General features: G+C 63.8%; 17 protein-coding genes and 1 pseudogene. 5 read left to right on the forward strand and 13 right to left on the reverse strand.

Going from position 1 to position 15310, the window contains the following annotated elements; genetic code table 11:
* Positions 1 to 47: 47 nt before the first annotated feature.
* The gene (locus VXJ37_RS19455) at positions 48 to 560 is read left to right on the forward strand and encodes an Hpt domain-containing protein (RefSeq protein WP_331324671.1); all 513 of its coding nucleotides are present in this window, start codon (positions 48 to 50) and stop codon (positions 558 to 560) included.
* Positions 561 to 571: 11 nt separating this feature from the next.
* Here VXJ37_RS19455 and VXJ37_RS19460 read toward each other — a convergent pair whose 3' ends face one another.
* On the reverse strand, positions 572 to 1357 hold the full coding sequence (locus VXJ37_RS19460) for a response regulator transcription factor (protein ID WP_331324672.1): 786 nt from the start codon (positions 1355 to 1357) through the stop codon (positions 572 to 574).
* Between the two features lie 252 nt (positions 1358 to 1609).
* On the opposite strand from VXJ37_RS19460, the gene VXJ37_RS19465 reads away from it, so the two are divergent.
* Positions 1610 to 3277 (forward strand): sensor histidine kinase, encoded by a 1668-nt coding sequence (locus VXJ37_RS19465; protein WP_331324673.1) that lies wholly within the window; start codon positions 1610 to 1612, stop codon positions 3275 to 3277.
* Positions 3278 to 3413: 136 nt separating this feature from the next.
* Here the strand turns inward: VXJ37_RS19465 and VXJ37_RS19470 are convergent, their stop codons facing one another.
* From VXJ37_RS19470 to VXJ37_RS19505, 8 genes are all read right to left on the reverse strand, one after another.
* On the reverse strand, positions 3414 to 4307 hold the full coding sequence (locus VXJ37_RS19470; RefSeq protein WP_331324674.1) for a tRNA pseudouridine synthase A: 894 nt from the start codon (positions 4305 to 4307) through the stop codon (positions 3414 to 3416).
* Between the two features lie 32 nt (positions 4308 to 4339).
* The gene (rplQ, locus tag VXJ37_RS19475) at positions 4340 to 4885 is read right to left on the reverse strand and encodes a 50S ribosomal protein L17 (protein WP_331324675.1); all 546 of its coding nucleotides are present in this window, start codon (positions 4883 to 4885) and stop codon (positions 4340 to 4342) included.
* 68 nt (positions 4886 to 4953) lie between these two features.
* A complete protein-coding gene (locus VXJ37_RS19480) occupies positions 4954 to 5964 on the reverse strand; it encodes a DNA-directed RNA polymerase subunit alpha (protein ID WP_009358719.1) in 1011 nt (336 codons plus the stop codon).
* Between the two features lie 129 nt (positions 5965 to 6093).
* A complete protein-coding gene (rpsK, locus tag VXJ37_RS19485; RefSeq protein WP_018760435.1) occupies positions 6094 to 6495 on the reverse strand; it encodes a 30S ribosomal protein S11 in 402 nt (133 codons plus the stop codon).
* A 101-nt stretch (positions 6496 to 6596) separates the two neighbouring features.
* Positions 6597 to 6971, reverse strand: a complete 375-nt coding sequence (gene rpsM, locus VXJ37_RS19490; protein ID WP_003803743.1) for a 30S ribosomal protein S13 — start codon at positions 6969 to 6971, stop codon at positions 6597 to 6599.
* Between the two features lie 184 nt (positions 6972 to 7155).
* Complete coding sequence (gene rpmJ / locus VXJ37_RS19495; RefSeq protein ID WP_009358722.1) at positions 7156 to 7269, reverse strand: 50S ribosomal protein L36; 114 nt, start codon at positions 7267 to 7269, stop codon at positions 7156 to 7158.
* A 71-nt stretch (positions 7270 to 7340) separates the two neighbouring features.
* The gene (gene infA / locus VXJ37_RS19500; protein WP_009358723.1) at positions 7341 to 7562 is read right to left on the reverse strand and encodes a translation initiation factor IF-1; all 222 of its coding nucleotides are present in this window, start codon (positions 7560 to 7562) and stop codon (positions 7341 to 7343) included.
* A gap of 171 nt (positions 7563 to 7733) precedes the next feature.
* On the reverse strand, positions 7734 to 8669 hold the full coding sequence (locus VXJ37_RS19505; protein WP_331324676.1) for a P1 family peptidase: 936 nt from the start codon (positions 8667 to 8669) through the stop codon (positions 7734 to 7736).
* A 223-nt stretch (positions 8670 to 8892) separates the two neighbouring features.
* On the opposite strand from VXJ37_RS19505, the gene VXJ37_RS19510 reads away from it, so the two are divergent.
* The 3 genes from VXJ37_RS19510 (at position 8893) to VXJ37_RS19520 (ending at position 12192) form a co-directional block, all read left to right on the forward strand.
* A complete protein-coding gene (locus VXJ37_RS19510; RefSeq protein WP_331324677.1) occupies positions 8893 to 9852 on the forward strand; it encodes a carbohydrate ABC transporter permease in 960 nt (319 codons plus the stop codon).
* Positions 9849 to 10769, forward strand: coding sequence for a carbohydrate ABC transporter permease (locus VXJ37_RS19515; RefSeq protein ID WP_331324678.1), 921 nt, complete (start codon positions 9849 to 9851; stop codon positions 10767 to 10769). The genes VXJ37_RS19510 and VXJ37_RS19515 overlap by 4 nt, the downstream gene beginning before the upstream one ends.
* 73 nt (positions 10770 to 10842) lie before the next feature.
* A complete protein-coding gene (locus VXJ37_RS19520; protein WP_331324679.1) occupies positions 10843 to 12192 on the forward strand; it encodes an ABC transporter substrate-binding protein in 1350 nt (449 codons plus the stop codon).
* Between the two features lie 87 nt (positions 12193 to 12279).
* On the opposite strand, the gene map is transcribed toward VXJ37_RS19520, so the two are convergent.
* The 4 genes and pseudogenes from map to secY form a co-directional block, all read right to left on the reverse strand.
* Entirely contained in the window at positions 12280 to 13107 is an 828-nt protein-coding gene (map, locus tag VXJ37_RS19525; protein ID WP_331324680.1) for a type I methionyl aminopeptidase, read from the reverse strand.
* Between the two features lie 74 nt (positions 13108 to 13181).
* Positions 13182 to 13745, reverse strand: coding sequence for an adenylate kinase (locus tag VXJ37_RS19530; RefSeq protein ID WP_331324690.1), 564 nt, complete (start codon positions 13743 to 13745; stop codon positions 13182 to 13184).
* 13 nt (positions 13746 to 13758) lie between these two features.
* Positions 13759 to 13878 (reverse strand): annotated as a pseudogene (locus VXJ37_RS19535) (nucleoside monophosphate kinase); the annotation flags it as partial.
* Complete coding sequence (gene secY, locus VXJ37_RS19540) at positions 13875 to 15185, reverse strand: preprotein translocase subunit SecY (protein ID WP_331324681.1); 1311 nt, start codon at positions 15183 to 15185, stop codon at positions 13875 to 13877. The gene secY and the pseudogene VXJ37_RS19535, both read right to left, overlap by 4 nt.
* Positions 15186 to 15310 lie beyond the last annotated feature (125 nt).

Here is a 15310-nt window from a genome sequence, read left to right on the forward strand (position 1 = left end):
GATGAGAAATTGAACCGCGAAGGATTTCCAGGAAGTAGCCTTGAACAATGCACAGTCCAGATCCCGGCACCAGCGGAAAGAGCCCCGCCGCGGACTCACTGCTCCCCGGGGTCACTCTGCCAGCCCCGCCAACTCCGGAGCCAGGCCAGGTCCATTCCCTGGAAGCGGCCGGACTTTTGCCGCTCATTGATGCTGCCGTACTGGATGAACTGGAAGACGAACTGGCAGGATCCGGACTGGCCCGCCGCTTCGCCCGCGACTACGCCGCCATGTGGGACATCCGCCTGGCCCGGCTGGGAACAGCCGTGGACAGCGAGGATGAAGCCTCCGCCCTGGACGCTGTCATCAGCCTCAAGATCAGCTCTGCCATGGTGGGCGGCGTACGGCTGGCCCGGCTCGCCGAACTCCTCGAAAGCCTGATCCGGCAGGGCGACTTCGCCCGGAGCCAGGCCATGATGGCGGATATAGCCCAGGACGGCGCACTCACTGTTTCCGAGCTGCAGACAACGTACATCCTGGAAACGGCCAGCGGCACGGCAGAAGGGACGTGTGCGCCGTAAGGGGGCAGCGCCTACGCGTCGTCCGGACGCCGCGGCGCCAGGCGGTAACCCACACCGCGAACTGTCTGCAGCCACCGCGGCGACAGCTGGTCCTCCTTGAGTTTGCGCCGCAGGTTTCCCACATGGACCTCCACGGCACGCTCGTCGGCCTCGCTGATGTAGGTGTCCCGGTCGTAGAAATCGCCGCGGACCGCGCGCACCAGGTCCGCCCTGGTGCACACCGCGCCCCCGCCCTTCAGGAGCACGTGGAGCAGGTCGAACTCGCTGCGCGTCAGGCCCAGCGGTTCACCTTTGACCTCCACCGTGCGGGTGCGGTGGTTCAGCAGGAGCCCGTTATGCTGCAGAACCCCGGGTTCGGGATGGTGGGCGGCAGGCGCCTGCGCTTGTCCCCAGTGTGCAGGAGACGGCTCCTGCCCATCCGCCTCGTGGCGCGGCCTGCGCATCATCGCCGCCACCCGCGCCCGCAGTTCCCTTGGGCGGAAGGGTTTGGCTATGTAATCATCAGCCCCGGCATTGAGGGCCGATAGCAGGTCAGGCTCGTCGGTGCGTCCGGTCAGCATCACCACATACGCGTTGCTGAAATTCCGGATCCGCCGCAAAACCTCAAACCCGTCAATGTCCGGCAAACCGATATCCAGCGTCACAACGTTGGCTTGCTTGCCGCGGACCACCTCAACCCCGGAGCGCCCATCAACTGCCGTATGCACTTCGAAGCCTGCCTGCGTCAGCACTCCTTCAAGGAGGTTACGCACATCGGCATCATCTTCGATGACTACAGCTACACCAAGATCGTCCATTACTATCCCTGCGCCAGGCGGAGATGGCCCCCCATTGGCCCAGCGCCAATGCCATCCCGCTCCAACCATTTATACGCTACTAGTAAGCCGGGCTGATGACACCCCAATCTGCGCCGGAAATTGAAAAGTCAATTATTATGACAAGGCATGTGCAATATCCGAAGGAAAGGATGATTGTCCAAGGCAACTGGGGGTAATAGATAACCTTGGCAACACTTGCTTTCCAGACGTAAAGGGGTACGAGTCAAAAACATGGCCGAGCCGTTGTTCCGCCGTGGACCCGGCCGCATCTTCCGCCGGCTGGGAACGCGAGCCCAGGTGGTTTTGTGCCAGCTCCCCCTTTCGCTCCTTGCGGCCGCAATTGCCGTGGCTACCCCCTTTGCGTGGCCTTCCCTCACCCATAGCCCGCTCTATCTGGCCGGGATCGCCCTGCACGCAATCCTGTTCCTTGGCTGCTTCCTGGTCCCGTGGGAGCGCCTGGCCCACCGCCCATACCTGCTGATTCCGGTCCTGGACTTCGTCGCCATCGGGCTCCTGCGGAACGGGGCGGCGCCCCTCCTGCCGGGTCTGGCAGTGCTGGTGGTTTTCCCGGTCATCTGGCTCTCTGCCTCCGGCATGCTGGCCCGCAGCAGCCTGGTGCTCAGTTTCTTGGGCCCCCTCCTGATCATGCTTCCCTCAGTGGCCGAAGACTTTCCTGCCGTCACCGCCGGGGACGTCACCAGCGCCGTCCTGTTTCCCCTCATGATGCTCGCCGTGTCGCTGGCCATCCGCTTCGCCAGCGTGAGCCTCCGCCAGCAGCAGGCTGAATTGGCGGACAAGGACCGGGAACTCCGGGACCTTCTGGCCGCCAGCCGGGAACGGGAGAAGCTTCTTGAAACCGTGCTGGACGCTACGGACGTAGGTATTGCCGCCGTCGACCGCTCCGGGCACTTCCTGGTTTCCAACAGCAGGCAGCGCAACTTCCGCCGCGCCACGGGCGCCGATGAGGCCATTCCCGGGCAGGGACACCAGCTCATCTTCGGCCAGGACCGCGTCACCCTTCTTCCGCCGGACCGGCGCCCCATCAGCCGGGCCATGGCCGGGGAGTCCTTCGCCGACTACCTGGTCTGGGCGGGCGAAGGCCCGGACCAGCGCGCTGTATCCACCGCCGCCCGCCCGCTGGTCAGCGAAGGGGGCCGCCTCACGGGCGCAGTCGTGGTTTACAGCGACGTCACCGGCTGGGTAGAGTCCCTTGCCGCCAACCAGGAACTGGTCTCCAACGTCTCGCACGAATTCAAGAACCCCCTGAACTCGATCGTGGGGAATATGGACCTGGTGCTGGATGATGCAGAGCTCCTGCCGCCGCACATCACCCGGCGCCTGCTGGTGGTGCAGCGCAACGCCGAACGGCTGCTGGACCTGGTGGCCGACCTCACCACCTCCGCCTCCACCACGTTGAACGTCCACCCCAAGCGCACGGACCTGGCCAGCCTAGTGGAGACCAGCCTGAGCTCCGCCCAGGCCTCGGCCGAGCGGTCCCATGTGGAGATCGCCGCGGACGTCCCGTCACCGCTGTGGGCCTACGCCGATCCCCTGAGAATCGGACAGGTGCTGGACAACCTGGTGTCCAACGCCATCAAGTACTCCCCCGACGGCGGCCGGGTCAGTATCAGCGCCCGGGCAGACAAGCAGTGGGTCCAGCTGAGCGTCACGGATTCCGGGATGGGCATGTCCAGCGAGGACGCTGCGAAGGCATTCAACCGATTCTTCCGGTCCGAATCTGCCAGGAGGGCAGCCATTCCGGGGGCAGGGCTGGGACTTTCGATCACCCGGATGATCGTGGAGCGGCACGGTGGCAGCATCATGTGCGAGAGCGGCGAGGGCCAGGGCAGCACCTTCACGTTAACGCTGCCGGCAGAGGGTCCTCCGCCGGCATTCTAGGACCATCCATTGTTGAGTAACTGCCGTTTTGAGCGCCGAAAACGGCAGTGTGCCCTCCCCGGCGAGGGCCCCGGCCCGAGCTTGCGAGGGCTGGGAGCCGGTGGGGAGCACTCGATTGAGTGGCCCGTCGAAACACTTAGTACTCGCGGACGGCCCTGGTTTGTTCGGCACGGGCCAGCAGCTCGCTGTCGGAGGGATACGCCACTTCCTCCAGCACCAGGGGATGCGGGGCCGCAAGGACGGACTTCGCGTCCCGCTTCTGCAGCAGGAGCCGCTCGTACAACCAGCCCGGCTCCACGGCCCCCTCCCCCACGTACAGGGCTGAGCCGATCAGCGCGCGGACCATGTTGTGGCAGAACGCATCGGCCTGGACGGTGGCTACGATGACGCCGTCCTCGCCGCGCCGGAACTCAAAGCGCTGCAGCTCGCGGATGGTGGTGGCACCTTCGCGCGGCTTGCAGAAGGACAGGAAGTTCTGCAGGCCCAGCAGCTGCGACGCGCCCTGGTTGAGCAGCTCAACATCCAACGGGTTCTTATGCCACAGGGTGAAGTACCTTTCCAGCGGGTCCCACAGGGCCGGTCCATCGGCGATGCGGTAGCTGTACCGGCGCCAGAGGGCCGAGAAGCGGGCGTCGAAACCTTCGGGAGCAAGCGTAACCGCATGCACCTCCACAGCCCCGGGCAGGTCCCCGAGCGACCGGTTCAAGGCCCCGCGGAGCCTGCGCAGCATGGCGACGGCGGGATCCAGCTCGTGCCCGCGCGGCAGGCCCAGCCACTCGGCTTCAGCCAGGTCCAGATGGACCACCTGGCCCCGTGCGTGGACGCCCGCGTCGGTGCGGCCGGCGACGGTGACCCGCACCGGCCGGCGCACCAGAAGCTGGATCGCTTCCTCCAGGACGCCCTGCACGGTCCGCAGCCCTGGCTGCACTGCCCACCCGCTGAAGGGGCCGCCGTCGTAGGAAAGATCGAGCCGGATACGCAAAAACCCGCCGCCCCCTGGAACGGGGGCCGCGGGTTTTTGGTGGTTCACAGACCTAAGTCTATGCGAAGGAAATCAGCGAATTACTTCGCGTCCTTCTCCTCGGCTGCGGGTGCCTCTTCGGTTGCAGCTTCCTCAGCAGCAGGTGCCTCTTCGGTTGCAGCAGCTTCCTCAGCGGCCGGAGCCTCTTCAACGGGAGCTTCCTCGGCGGCCGGAGCAGCCTTGGCAGCAGCCTGGGTAGCCTCGGCTACGACGGCCTGCTTGGCGGAAACCGGCTCGAGGACCAGTTCGATGACAGCCATGGGAGCGTTGTCGCCCTTGCGGTTGCCGATCTTGGTGATGCGGGTGTAGCCGCCGTCGCGGTTCTCCACTGCCTGTGCGATGTCGGTGAACAGCTCGTGGACGACGCCCTTGTTGCTGATCAGGCCGAGCACGCGGCGGCGGGAAGCGAGGTCGCCACGCTTGGCGAAGGTCACCAGGCGCTCTGCGTACGGCTTCAGGCGCTTGGCCTTGGTGACCGTGGTGGTGATCCGCTTGTGCTCGAACAGGGATGCTGCCAGGTTCGCGAGCATGAGGCGCTCGTGAGCCGGGCCGCCTCCGAGGCGCGGACCCTTAGTGGGGGTAGGCATAATTGTTTCTCCTCATGTGGAAGCCGTGGGCGGCACACCATGGTGCTGCCCGCCGGCCAAGGTCTGGTTTAGAGTTCGTCGTCGCCGAAGGCGGCGTCGTCCTCTTCGATTGCTGCGGCGCGTGCTGCGAGGTCAAAACCGGGAGGCGAGTCCTTGAGGGACAGGCCCAGTTCAACCAGCTTTGCCTTGACCTCGTCAATGGACTTGGCACCGAAGTTGCGGATGTCCATCAGGTCAGCCTCGGAGCGGGCAACGAGTTCACCCACGGTGTGGATGCCCTCACGCTTGAGGCAGTTGTAGGAACGGACGGTGAGGTCCAGATCCTCGATCGGCAGTGCCATGTCCGCTGCCAGGGCAGCGTCGGTGGGCGACGGGCCAATCTCGATACCTTCAGCTGCGGTGTTCAGCTCACGGGCCAGACCGAACAGTTCCACCAGGGTGGTGCCTGCGGAAGCTACGGCATCGCGCGGGGCGATGGCCTGCTTGGTCTCGACGTCGACAATCAGCTTGTCGAAGTCGGTGCGCTGCTCAACACGGGTTGCTTCCACGCGGAAAGTAACCTTCAGCACCGGCGAGTAGATGGAGTCGACCGGGATGCGGCCGATCTCTGCGTCGCCGGACTTGTTCTGAGCTGCCGAAACGTAGCCACGGCCGCGCTCGATGGTGAGTTCGAGTTCGAACTTGCCCTTCGAGTTCAGCGTGGCGATGTGCAGATCCGGGTTGTGGAATTCGACGCCGGCCGGCGGAGCGATGTCCGCGGCAGTGACGACTCCGGGGCCCTGCTTGCGCAGGTAGGCAACGACGGGCTCGTCGTGCTCGGAGGAAACCGACAGGTTCTTGATGTTCAGGATGATCTCGGTGACATCTTCCTTGACACCCGGAACCGTGGTGAACTCGTGCAGCACACCATCGATCCGGATGCTGGTTACAGCAGCACCGGGGATGGAGGAGAGCAGGGTACGGCGGAGGGAGTTTCCGAGGGTGTAGCCGAAACCCGGTTCCAGCGGTTCAATGACGAAACGCGAACGGTTTTCGGAGACTACCTCTTCGGAGAGGGTGGGGCGCTGTGCAATGAGCACTTAGGTTTCCTTTCGGCGAGCATCCGCTATATGACGCAACACAGGTGGTGGAAATTCGGTCTGAAGACTTAACGCGCTGGGCTTGCCCGGACCATCGCTGGTCCGGGCAAGCTCCTGCTGCGGAAAGAATTAGACGCGGCGGCGCTTCGGAGGGCGGCAGCCGTTGTGGGCTGCGGGGGTGACGTCCTGGATGGAGCCAACCTCGAGGCCAGCGGCCTGCAGCGAACGGATGGCGGTCTCGCGTCCGGAACCCGGTCCCTTGACGAAAACGTCTACCTTGCGCATGCCGTGCTCCTGCGCACGCTTGGCAGCGGCTTCGGCAGCCATCTGGGCAGCGAACGGGGTGGACTTGCGCGAGCCCTTGAAGCCAACCTCGCCAGAGGAAGCCCAGGAAATAACAGCGCCGCTCGGATCCGTGATGGAAACGATGGTGTTGTTAAAGGTGCTCTTGATGTGCGCCTGGCCAAGCGCGATATTCTTCTTGTCCTTCTTACGCGGCTTGCGAACCGCGCCACGAGTCTTCGGGGGCATTTTTTCTCCTACAGAAAGTTATTGGGGAAAGTCCGTTGTATGGGCCCACACTTGCTGGGTTCCTTGAAATCGCGTCAGCGATTTTAGGGAGCAAGTGGGGATTAACGGGCCTTCTTCTTGCCGGCGACGGTACGCTTCGGGCCCTTGCGGGTACGTGCGTTGGTCTTCGTACGCTGACCGCGTACGGGCAGGCCCTTGCGGTGGCGCAGGCCCTCGTAGCTGCCGATTTCAACCTTGCGGCGGATGTCAGCTGCTACTTCGCGGCGAAGGTCACCCTCAACCTTGTAGTTGCCTTCAATGTAGTCACGCAGCTCAACCAGCTGGGCGTCAGTCAGGTCCTTGACGCGAACGTCAGCGCTGATGCCCGTGGCAGCCAGGGTTTCGTGTGCACGGGTCTTGCCCACGCCGTAGATGTAAGTAAGCGCAATTTCCAGCCGCTTTTCGCGGGGAATGTCTACGCCAGCGAGACGAGCCATAGTGGCAGTACTCCTTGATAAACCGGAGGTCGTAGGCAGTACACCCGCACGGTCCGTGCGGCCCCAGCCTCCGACCGGGGGTTAGCTGTCCGGACTCTTTCGAGCTCAATGTTCCAGATCAGCTTGTGCTGCCTTTATTTACTTGCGTGGGTTAGCAACCCAGGATTTCCTTCAGGGAAGGAAATTAGCCCTGGCGCTGCTTGTGGCGCGGGTTCTCGCAGATCACCATGACCCGGCCATTACGGCGGATCACTTTGCACTTTTCGCAGATCTGCTTGACGCTCGGCTTGACCTTCATGGCATTCCTTTGCGTGTAGCAGTTTGGTCAACTGGAGCGGCAGCCAGTTCGAACTGACGCCGCCCAGCAATTTACTTGTAGCGGTAGACGATACGACCACGGGTGAGGTCGTACGGGCTCAGCTCCACCACTACGCGGTCCTCAGGGAGGATTCGGATGTAGTGCTGACGCATCTTTCCAGAGATGTGTGCCAGAACGATGTGCTTGTTGGTGAGCTCAACGCGAAACATCGCGTTAGGCAGCGCCTCGGTCACAACGCCTTCGATCTCAATGACCCCGTCCTTCTTGGCCATACCCTCCGCTAACTGTTGTTGCCGCAGCCCCGCCGGATTGCACCGGGCATGACCACGAACGTTTTTGTTGGATCGATTGCCGGCTCCAGGCCCAAAAGGGCGTGGCAGTCCAGACAACCAACAAGCAACACTACCCTCTTGGCCGGTAAAAGTTAAATCGGCCATAGTAGCCTACTCGGTGCGGTAGGCACCATATTCGCCGGCGGGGGTGCTCACCGGAGCAGCCGCGGCCACACCGTCCAGGATGGCCAAACGGACGACGTCGGCTGCCGCGCTTTGCAGCGTGATGAGGCTGATCTGCCGGGCAGCGTCGTCCGAACGGTCGAGGGCCACAGCACCGGTTGCCAGGCAGAAAACGGTATCCCCGTCAGCCAGGGTATGGCTCGGGTTCAAGGCCCGCGCAATCCCGGCATGGGAGGCCGAGGCAGTCCTTTTACATTCGGCCACGTCAAGGACGGCATTCGTGGCCACGACGACAAGAGTGGTGTTCAGTGGCTGGGAATCAGCACGGCTGACTGGGTCCGGCCCCGTTGACCCAAAGGGCACTCCGAGTGCGTTGACGATGGCCAGCGCTCCGACGACCACCCCGTTCTCAAGGGTGACCGATGCGGTTCCTGCGCCACCCTTGAACTGCCCCCTGCCGATGAGCGCTCCGGTGCCCGCACCCACGTTGCCGCGGCCGACGTCGTGCCCTTCCTTGTGTGCGGCAGCGGCGGCGGCTGCAGCGTAGCCCATGTCCGGCGTCGGGCGCGCGGCAAAGTCGCCGCCCCTGCCCAGATCGAAGATCGCGGCGGCGGGGACGATGGGCACCAGCCCGCCGGGGACCGGAAATCCGCGGCCGTGCTCTTCACACCACCGCTGCGCACCGGCGGCGGACACCAGGCCGTAGGCGCTGCCGCCCGTGAGCACTACCGCATCCACGTTGCTTACCAGGGTGGTGGGGTCCAGCGCATCAGTTTCGTGCGTGGCCGGTCCGCCGCCCTGGACATCCACGGAGCCGACGGTGCCCTGCGGCGGAAGGACCACCGTGACACCTGTCAACCAGCCGTCAGCGTCCTTCTGCACATGCCCCACACGGATACCCGGTACGTCGGCAATGGTTCCCATGCCCCTATTGTCCCCTCGACTGGCATGCCTCTGCCGCATCGGCGAACTTTATGCGAGACTGCAAACAACACAGGGTTAATGGGCAACGAAGCCTTTGTTAACTATTGGAGGAGAAGGGCTTTTCCAGGGGTTTCGCCCACCAACAATGTGGTGAAGTAATAGCTTGATTCCCCTTACCCGCGAGACCGGCCACAGCTGGCTCCGAAACCCGTGAGAGATCCGCATGACACGTCAACTCTCCCCACGACCCTCCACCAGGCCCGCTGACCCGCCGGCCGGTACCGCCAAGATACCCCGCAGGAGATGGACCGCCCGGAGCCGTCGCGACTTCTTGGTTTTCCTTGCGATGGCGCTGCCCAACCTGGTGCTGATCGCCGTCTTCACCTACCGTCCGCTGTTGAGCAACATGTATTACTCGACCCTGGACTGGACCCTGGGCTCCCCCACCGCCACGGTGGTGGGCCTGGACAACTACGTGACCTTCTTCAGCAGCAACGATGCGCCCAAGGTCCTGGGTACCACGGCGGTCTTCACCCTGGTTACCGTGGGCGGTTCCATGGTGCTGGGCCTGCTGGTCGCGCTGGCACTGAACGCGAAAGTCCGCGGCACCACCTTCGCCCGCTCCGCCGTCTTTGCCCCCTATGTGCTCTCCGGAGTCGGCGTGGGCCTGGTCTGGCTCTTCATCTTCGACCCCGGCTATGGCGTCCTTGCCTGGCTGCTGCGGGGCTTAGGGCAGCAAAGCCCGCAGTGGATCAACGATCCACAGCTCTCCCTGGTCATGGTGATCCTGGTTTACGTATGGAAGAACCTGGGCTACTGCGCCGTGGTGTACCTGGCTGGGCTGCAGTCCCTTCCCAAGGAAGTCATGGAAGCTGCCTCCCTTGACGGCGCCAACGGTTTCCGCCGCTTCATGGCGATCTCGCTGCCGCTGCTGTCCCCCACCACGTTCTTCCTGCTGATCACCACCATGCTCAGCTCCCTGCAGGCCTTCGACCTGATCCGGATCATGACTCCGCTGGGCTCAGGCACCAGCACGCTGATCTACGAGGCCTACCTCCAGGCCTTCGGCGCCTACAACAGGGCCGGCTACTCAGCAGCCATTTCCGTGGTCCTGTTCGCCATCCTCCTGGTCATCACCGTGCTCCAGCTGCGGTTTGTGGAACGAAAGGTGCACTACTCGTGACCTCCCTGTCTCCGGTGAACCCGGACCCCGCTGCTCCTGCCGTTCCCGGACCCGCCCCGGAACCCGGCCGCGACCGCCCGTTGTCGCGCCGCAACCTCATCCAGACGCTCGTGGGCGGCTACCTGCCCCTGCTCATCGCGACGCTGGTGGTGTTCCTGCCCCTGCTGTGGATGGTGCTCAGCTCCTTCAAGCAGTCCGGCGAGATCGTCACCACGGACCTGAAGATCCTGCCGGAGAGCCTGAACCTGGACAACTACCGGACCGCCATGACCACCGTCCCGTTTGCGCAGTTCTTCCTGAACAGCACCATCGTCACCCTGGCCGGGGCCACGATCAAAGTCATCCTGGCAATCCTGACCGCGTACGCCCTGGTGTTTGTCCGCTTCCCGTTCCGGAACTTCATCTTCGTGCTGATCCTGGTGGCCCTCATGGTGCCGCCGCAGGTTTCCATCCTGCCCAACTTCATCCTGATCGCGGGGATCGGTGGAAAGAACACGTTGTGGGGCATCATTTTGCCCGGCCTTGGCACGGCCTTCGGCACCTTCCTGCTGCGCCAGCACTTCCGGACCCTGCCCAATTCAATCCTGGAGTCGGCCGAGATGGACGGTGCCGGCCACTGGCGCCGGCTGTGGCAGATCGTGGTTCCCGTCTCGGTGCCGTCCATCGCCACGGTAGCGCTGGTGACGATCGTGACCGAATGGAATGACTACATCTGGCCACTGATCATCACGGACCGGCCGGAAACCATGACGTTGCCGGTGGGCCTGACCCTCCTGCAGAACAGCGAGAGCAACGCCGCCGGCTGGGGTGTCCTCATGGCCGGGGCGGTCCTGGTCATCGTCCCCATCCTGATCATCTTCGCGGCCCTGCAGCGCTACATCGTGGCGGGCCTCACCCAGGGCAGCGTGACCGGCTAAGCCGCCGGCCGCCGTCGTACTTTCACACCCTCGAATTCCGAACTTCCAAAGGCAACAACCGAAAGGAACTGTCATGACACTTCATCTGGACCGGAGGCATTTCCTGGGCCTGGCGGGGCTGACCGCCTCCGCCGCTGCCCTGGCCGCATGCGGCGGACCCTCAACCACCGGCGGCGGCCAGGCCACCACCCAGGCTGCCGATATCGACTTCAGCGGTGTTAAGCCTGCGGCCAAGATCGATTTCTGGTCCAGCCACCCCGGGCAGTCGCAGGACGTGGAGAAGAGCCTGATCGAGAAGTTCCAGGCAAAGAACCCCGGCATCACCGTCAACCTGGTGACGGCCGGCGCCAACTACGAGGAAATCGCCCAGAAGTTCCAGACGGCGCAGGCTGCCAAGTCCGGCCTCCCGGGCGTCGTGGTCCTGTCGGATGTGTGGTGGTTCCGCTACTACACCAATGGCAGCATCATCCCGGTAGACAGCCTCACCAAGCAGCTGGACATGAAGATGGACGACTTCCAGCAGTCCCTGGTGGATGACTACAAGTACGACGGAAAGCACTGGGCACTCCCCTACGGCCGCTCCACGCCGCTGTTCTATTACAACAAGGACCACTTTGCCGCTGCCGGCATACCGGACCGCGCACCCAAGACCTGGGATGAGTTCGGCCAGTGGGCACCCAAGCTGAAGGCCAGCTCCGGCGCCCAGTACGCCTACATCTACCCGGCCCTGGCAGGCTATGCGGGCTGGACCCTGCAGAACATGCTGTGGGGCTGGGGCGGCGGCTGGTCCAAGGACTGGGACATCATTTGTGACTCCCCCGAATCAGTGGCCGCACTGCAGTGGGCCCAGGACTCGATCTACAAGGACAAGTGGGCGGGCGTCTCCTCCAAGGAAGCAGCGGACGATTTTTCCGCCGGGCTGACCTCAGCCACCATTGCCTCCACGGGCTCCCTGCTGGGGATCCTGAAGTCCGCCAAGTTCAACGTCGGTGTCGGTTTCCTGCCGGGCGGCCCCAAAGCCACCACCAACGTCTGCCCCACCGGCGGCGCAGGCCTGGGCATCCCCAGCGGGATCACCAAGGAGGAACAGCTCGCCGCCGGGATGTTCCTGGACTTCGTCACCCAGCCCGAGAGCACCGTCGAGTTCTCCGCGGCCACGGGTTACATGCCCATCCGCAAGTCGGCGGACATGTCCGCCGTCCTCGCCAAGACGCCGCAGATCAAGACGGCCGTCGACCAGCTCGCCGTCACCAAGGTCCAGGACAACGCGCGCGTGTTCCTGCCGGGCGCCGATCAGGAGATGGCCAAGGCCGCCGCCAAGATCCTCACCCAGCAGGGCGACGTCAAGTCCACCATGACGGACCTCAAGAGCACCCTGCAGGGCATCTACGACCACGACGTAAAGCCGAAGCTGAAGGCCTAGGCGTAGCCGACACACAAAAGCCCTGGCGACCCCTGTATTCAGGGGTCGCCAGGGCTTTTCCGTGCGGCAGGCGAGCGTGCGCGTCCCTTACGGGATCGGCACCGGGGTGACGCCGAGGGGCACCAGGTGCTCCGCGCCGCCGTCGGGCGCTGACAGCACCCAAATGCCCTTCTCGTGCACAGCCACCGAGTGTTCCCACTGGCAGGACCGCTTGCCGTCGGTGGTGACCACGGTCCAGTCATCCTCCAGGACAGCCGTCTCGATGCCGCCACGGACCAGCATGGGTTCAATGGCAAGGCACAGGCCCGGCTTGATCTTGGGGCCGCGGTGGCTGGTGCGGTAGTTCAGGACGTCCGGCGCCATGTGCATCTCGGAGCCGATGCCGTGGCCCACGTAGTCCTCCAGGATGCCCAGCGGCTTGCCGGGGACGGAGGAGACGTAATCGTCGATGGCAGCGCCAACGTCCCCCACGTGCTTGCCGGTGGCCAGTGCGGCGATCCCCCGCCACATGGCAGCCTGGGTGACGTCGGAAAGCCGCTGGTCCTCGGGATCGGCGGTCCCCACAATCACCGTGCGGGCGGAGTCCGAGTGCCAACCGTCCACAATCGCGCCGCCGTCGATCGAGATGATGTCACCGTCGTGGAGCACCCGGGCGCCCGGGATGCCGTGCACCACTTCTTCGTTGACGGACGTGCAGATGGTGGCCGGGAAGCCGTGGTAGCCCAGGAAATTGGACTTGGCCCCTGCCGCGTTCAGGACGGCGGCGAAGACGTCGTCCAGGTGCTTGGTGGTAACGCCCGGCACCGCCGCGGCAACGGCGGCGTCCAGCGCACGGCTGAGGACCAGGCCCGCCTCCTGCATGGTGCGCATCTGGGCGTTGTTCTTGAATTCGATCCGGGGCTGGCCGAAGGCCATGGTGTTTCCTTTCAAATGGCTGAGGCTCCCCCCGGATGCCGGGAGGAGCCTCGATAAACCGGGCGCCTTAGATATCAGGCTGCCTGTGCGGCCTTGATGGCCTGCATCACGCGGTTGGTGACTTCGTCGATGGGACCGATCCCATCAACCTGGGTGAGGATGCCACGCTCGGCGTACTTCGCCACCACGGCTTCGGTCTGCTGGTGGTACAGGTCCAGGCGGTGGCGGATGACGGCTTCGTTGTCGTCGCTCCGGCCCGTTTCCTTGGCCCGGCCCAGGAGGCGGTGCACCAGTTCCTCGTCGCCAGCGGTGAGCTGGAGGACCACGTCGAGCTTCTCGTCGCCGTCGGCGAGGATCTCGTCAAGGTAGTCCACCTGCGCGGTGGTGCGCGGGTAACCGTCCAGCAGGAAGCCGTTTTCGACGTCGGACTCGCCCAGGCGGTCGCGGACCATCTTGTTGGTCACGCTGTCCGGAACGAAGTCACCGTTGTCCATGTACTTCTTGGCCTCGAGGCCGAGCGGGGTTTCGCCCTTCACGTTGGCACGGAAGATGTCGCCGGTGGAGATGGCCACAACGCCGAGGCGTTCTGAAATCCGCTCCGCCTGCGTTCCTTTTCCGGAACCGGGAGGTCCAATAATCNGTTTCGCCCTTCACGTTGGCACGGAAGATGTCGCCGGTGGAGATGGCCACAACGCCGAGGCGTTCTGAAATCCGCTCCGCCTGCGTTCCTTTTCCGGAACCGGGAGGTCCAATAATCAACATTCTCGTCATCGCAAAAGCCCTTCGTAGTGACGTTGTTGTAGCTGCGCATCAATCTGCTTTACGGTCTCCAAACCAACGCCCACCATGATCAGGATCGAGGTGCCACCGAACGGGAAGTTCTGGTTTGCGTTGATCAGTACCAGTGCCACCAGCGGGATCAGCGCCACGAAGCCCAGGTAGAGGGCGCCGGGGAGGGTGATCCGTGAGAGCACGTACTGCAGGTAGTCCGCGGTCGGCCGGCCGGCGCGGATACCAGGAATGAAGCCGCCGTACTTCTTCATGTTGTCCGAGACCTCTTCAGGGTTGAAGGTGATCGCGACGTAGAAGTAGGTGAAGAACACGATCAGGACGAAGTAAACCGCCATATAGATCGGGTGGTCACCGCGGGTCAGGTTGTTGTTGATCCACTCAACCCACGATGGCATTGGCTCACCGTTCCGGGGCTGGTTGAACTGCGCAATCAACCCGGGAATGTAGAGCATGGAGGAAGCGAAGATCACCGGAATGACACCGGCCATGTTCACCTTGATGGGAATGTAGGTGCTGGTCCCGCCCACCGTGCGGCGGCCGATCATCCGCTTTGCATACTGCACTGGAATGCGGCGCTGGGACTGTTCGACGAAGACCACCAGGGCCACCGTCAGCAGGCCCACGGCCAGGACGATGAAGAAGGTCCCGGGACCCTGCGCGGTCCAGATGGCACCCAGCGAGGTGGGGAACTGGGCGGCGATCGACGTGAAGATGAGCAGCGACATGCCGTTGCCCACGCCCTTCTCGGTGACGAGCTCGCCCATCCACATGATGAGGCCGGTGCCAGCCGTCAAGGTGATGATGATCAGGATGGTGGTAATGATGCTGCTGTCCGGGATGATCGGCAGCTGGCAGCCGGGGAGCAGCTGCCCGGAGCGGGCCAGGGACACCAGGGTGGTGGCGTTCAGCAGGCCCAGGGCGATGGTGAGGTAGCGGGTGTACTGGGTCAGCTTGGACTGGCCCGACGCGCCCTCGTCATAGAGCTCCTGGAACCGGGGAATGACCACCCGGAGCAGCTGGACGATGATGCTCGCCGTGATGTAGGGCATGATGCCCAGGGCGAAGATGGACACCTGGAGCAACGCGCCGCCGCTGAAGAGGTTGACGAGCTGGTACAGCCCGCCGGCCGTCTGACCATTGTGCAAGCATTGCTGGACATTCTGGTAGTTCACACCTGGCGAGGGAATGAAAGCACCCAAGCGGAAGATGGTGATGATTCCCAGCGTGAACAACAACTTGCGTCGCAGATCAGGCGTGCGAAAGGCCCGGCCAAATGCGCTAAGCAAGCGTCCTCCTGTGGTGTCAATAAGGGTGGGGTGTCGGATTGTGATAAATCCCGACAACCGAGTCTAACGGTTGGATACGCCCTGCGAACAATCCGCAGCGGCGGGTATGCGCCGGATGGCGGGAA

It is taken from the genome of Pseudarthrobacter phenanthrenivorans (assembly GCF_036455295.1).
GTDB lineage: Bacteria > Actinomycetota > Actinomycetes > Actinomycetales > Micrococcaceae > Arthrobacter > Arthrobacter phenanthrenivorans_C.

Coding starts and splice junctions, on each gene's coding strand:
- VXJ37_RS19455 (WP_331324671.1), top strand. CDS start 48: ATGCACAGTCCAGATCCCGGCACCAGCGGAAAGAGCCCCGCCGCGGAC.
- VXJ37_RS19460 (WP_331324672.1), bottom strand. CDS start 1,357: ATGGACGATCTTGGTGTAGCTGTAGTCATCGAAGATGATGCCGATGTG.
- VXJ37_RS19465 (WP_331324673.1), top strand. CDS start 1,610: ATGGCCGAGCCGTTGTTCCGCCGTGGACCCGGCCGCATCTTCCGCCGG.
- rplQ (WP_331324675.1), bottom strand. CDS start 4,885: ATGCCTACCCCCACTAAGGGTCCGCGCCTCGGAGGCGGCCCGGCTCAC.
- rpsK (WP_018760435.1), bottom strand. CDS start 6,495: ATGCCCCCGAAGACTCGTGGCGCGGTTCGCAAGCCGCGTAAGAAGGAC.
- rpsM (WP_003803743.1), bottom strand. CDS start 6,971: ATGGCTCGTCTCGCTGGCGTAGACATTCCCCGCGAAAAGCGGCTGGAA.
- rpmJ (WP_009358722.1), bottom strand. CDS start 7,269: ATGAAGGTCAAGCCGAGCGTCAAGCAGATCTGCGAAAAGTGCAAAGTG.
- infA (WP_009358723.1), bottom strand. CDS start 7,562: ATGGCCAAGAAGGACGGGGTCATTGAGATCGAAGGCGTTGTGACCGAG.
- VXJ37_RS19505 (WP_331324676.1), bottom strand. CDS start 8,669: ATGGGAACCATTGCCGACGTACCGGGTATCCGTGTGGGGCATGTGCAG.
- VXJ37_RS19510 (WP_331324677.1), top strand. CDS start 8,893: ATGACACGTCAACTCTCCCCACGACCCTCCACCAGGCCCGCTGACCCG.
- VXJ37_RS19520 (WP_331324679.1), top strand. CDS start 10,843: ATGACACTTCATCTGGACCGGAGGCATTTCCTGGGCCTGGCGGGGCTG.
- map (WP_331324680.1), bottom strand. CDS start 13,107: ATGGCCTTCGGCCAGCCCCGGATCGAATTCAAGAACAACGCCCAGATG.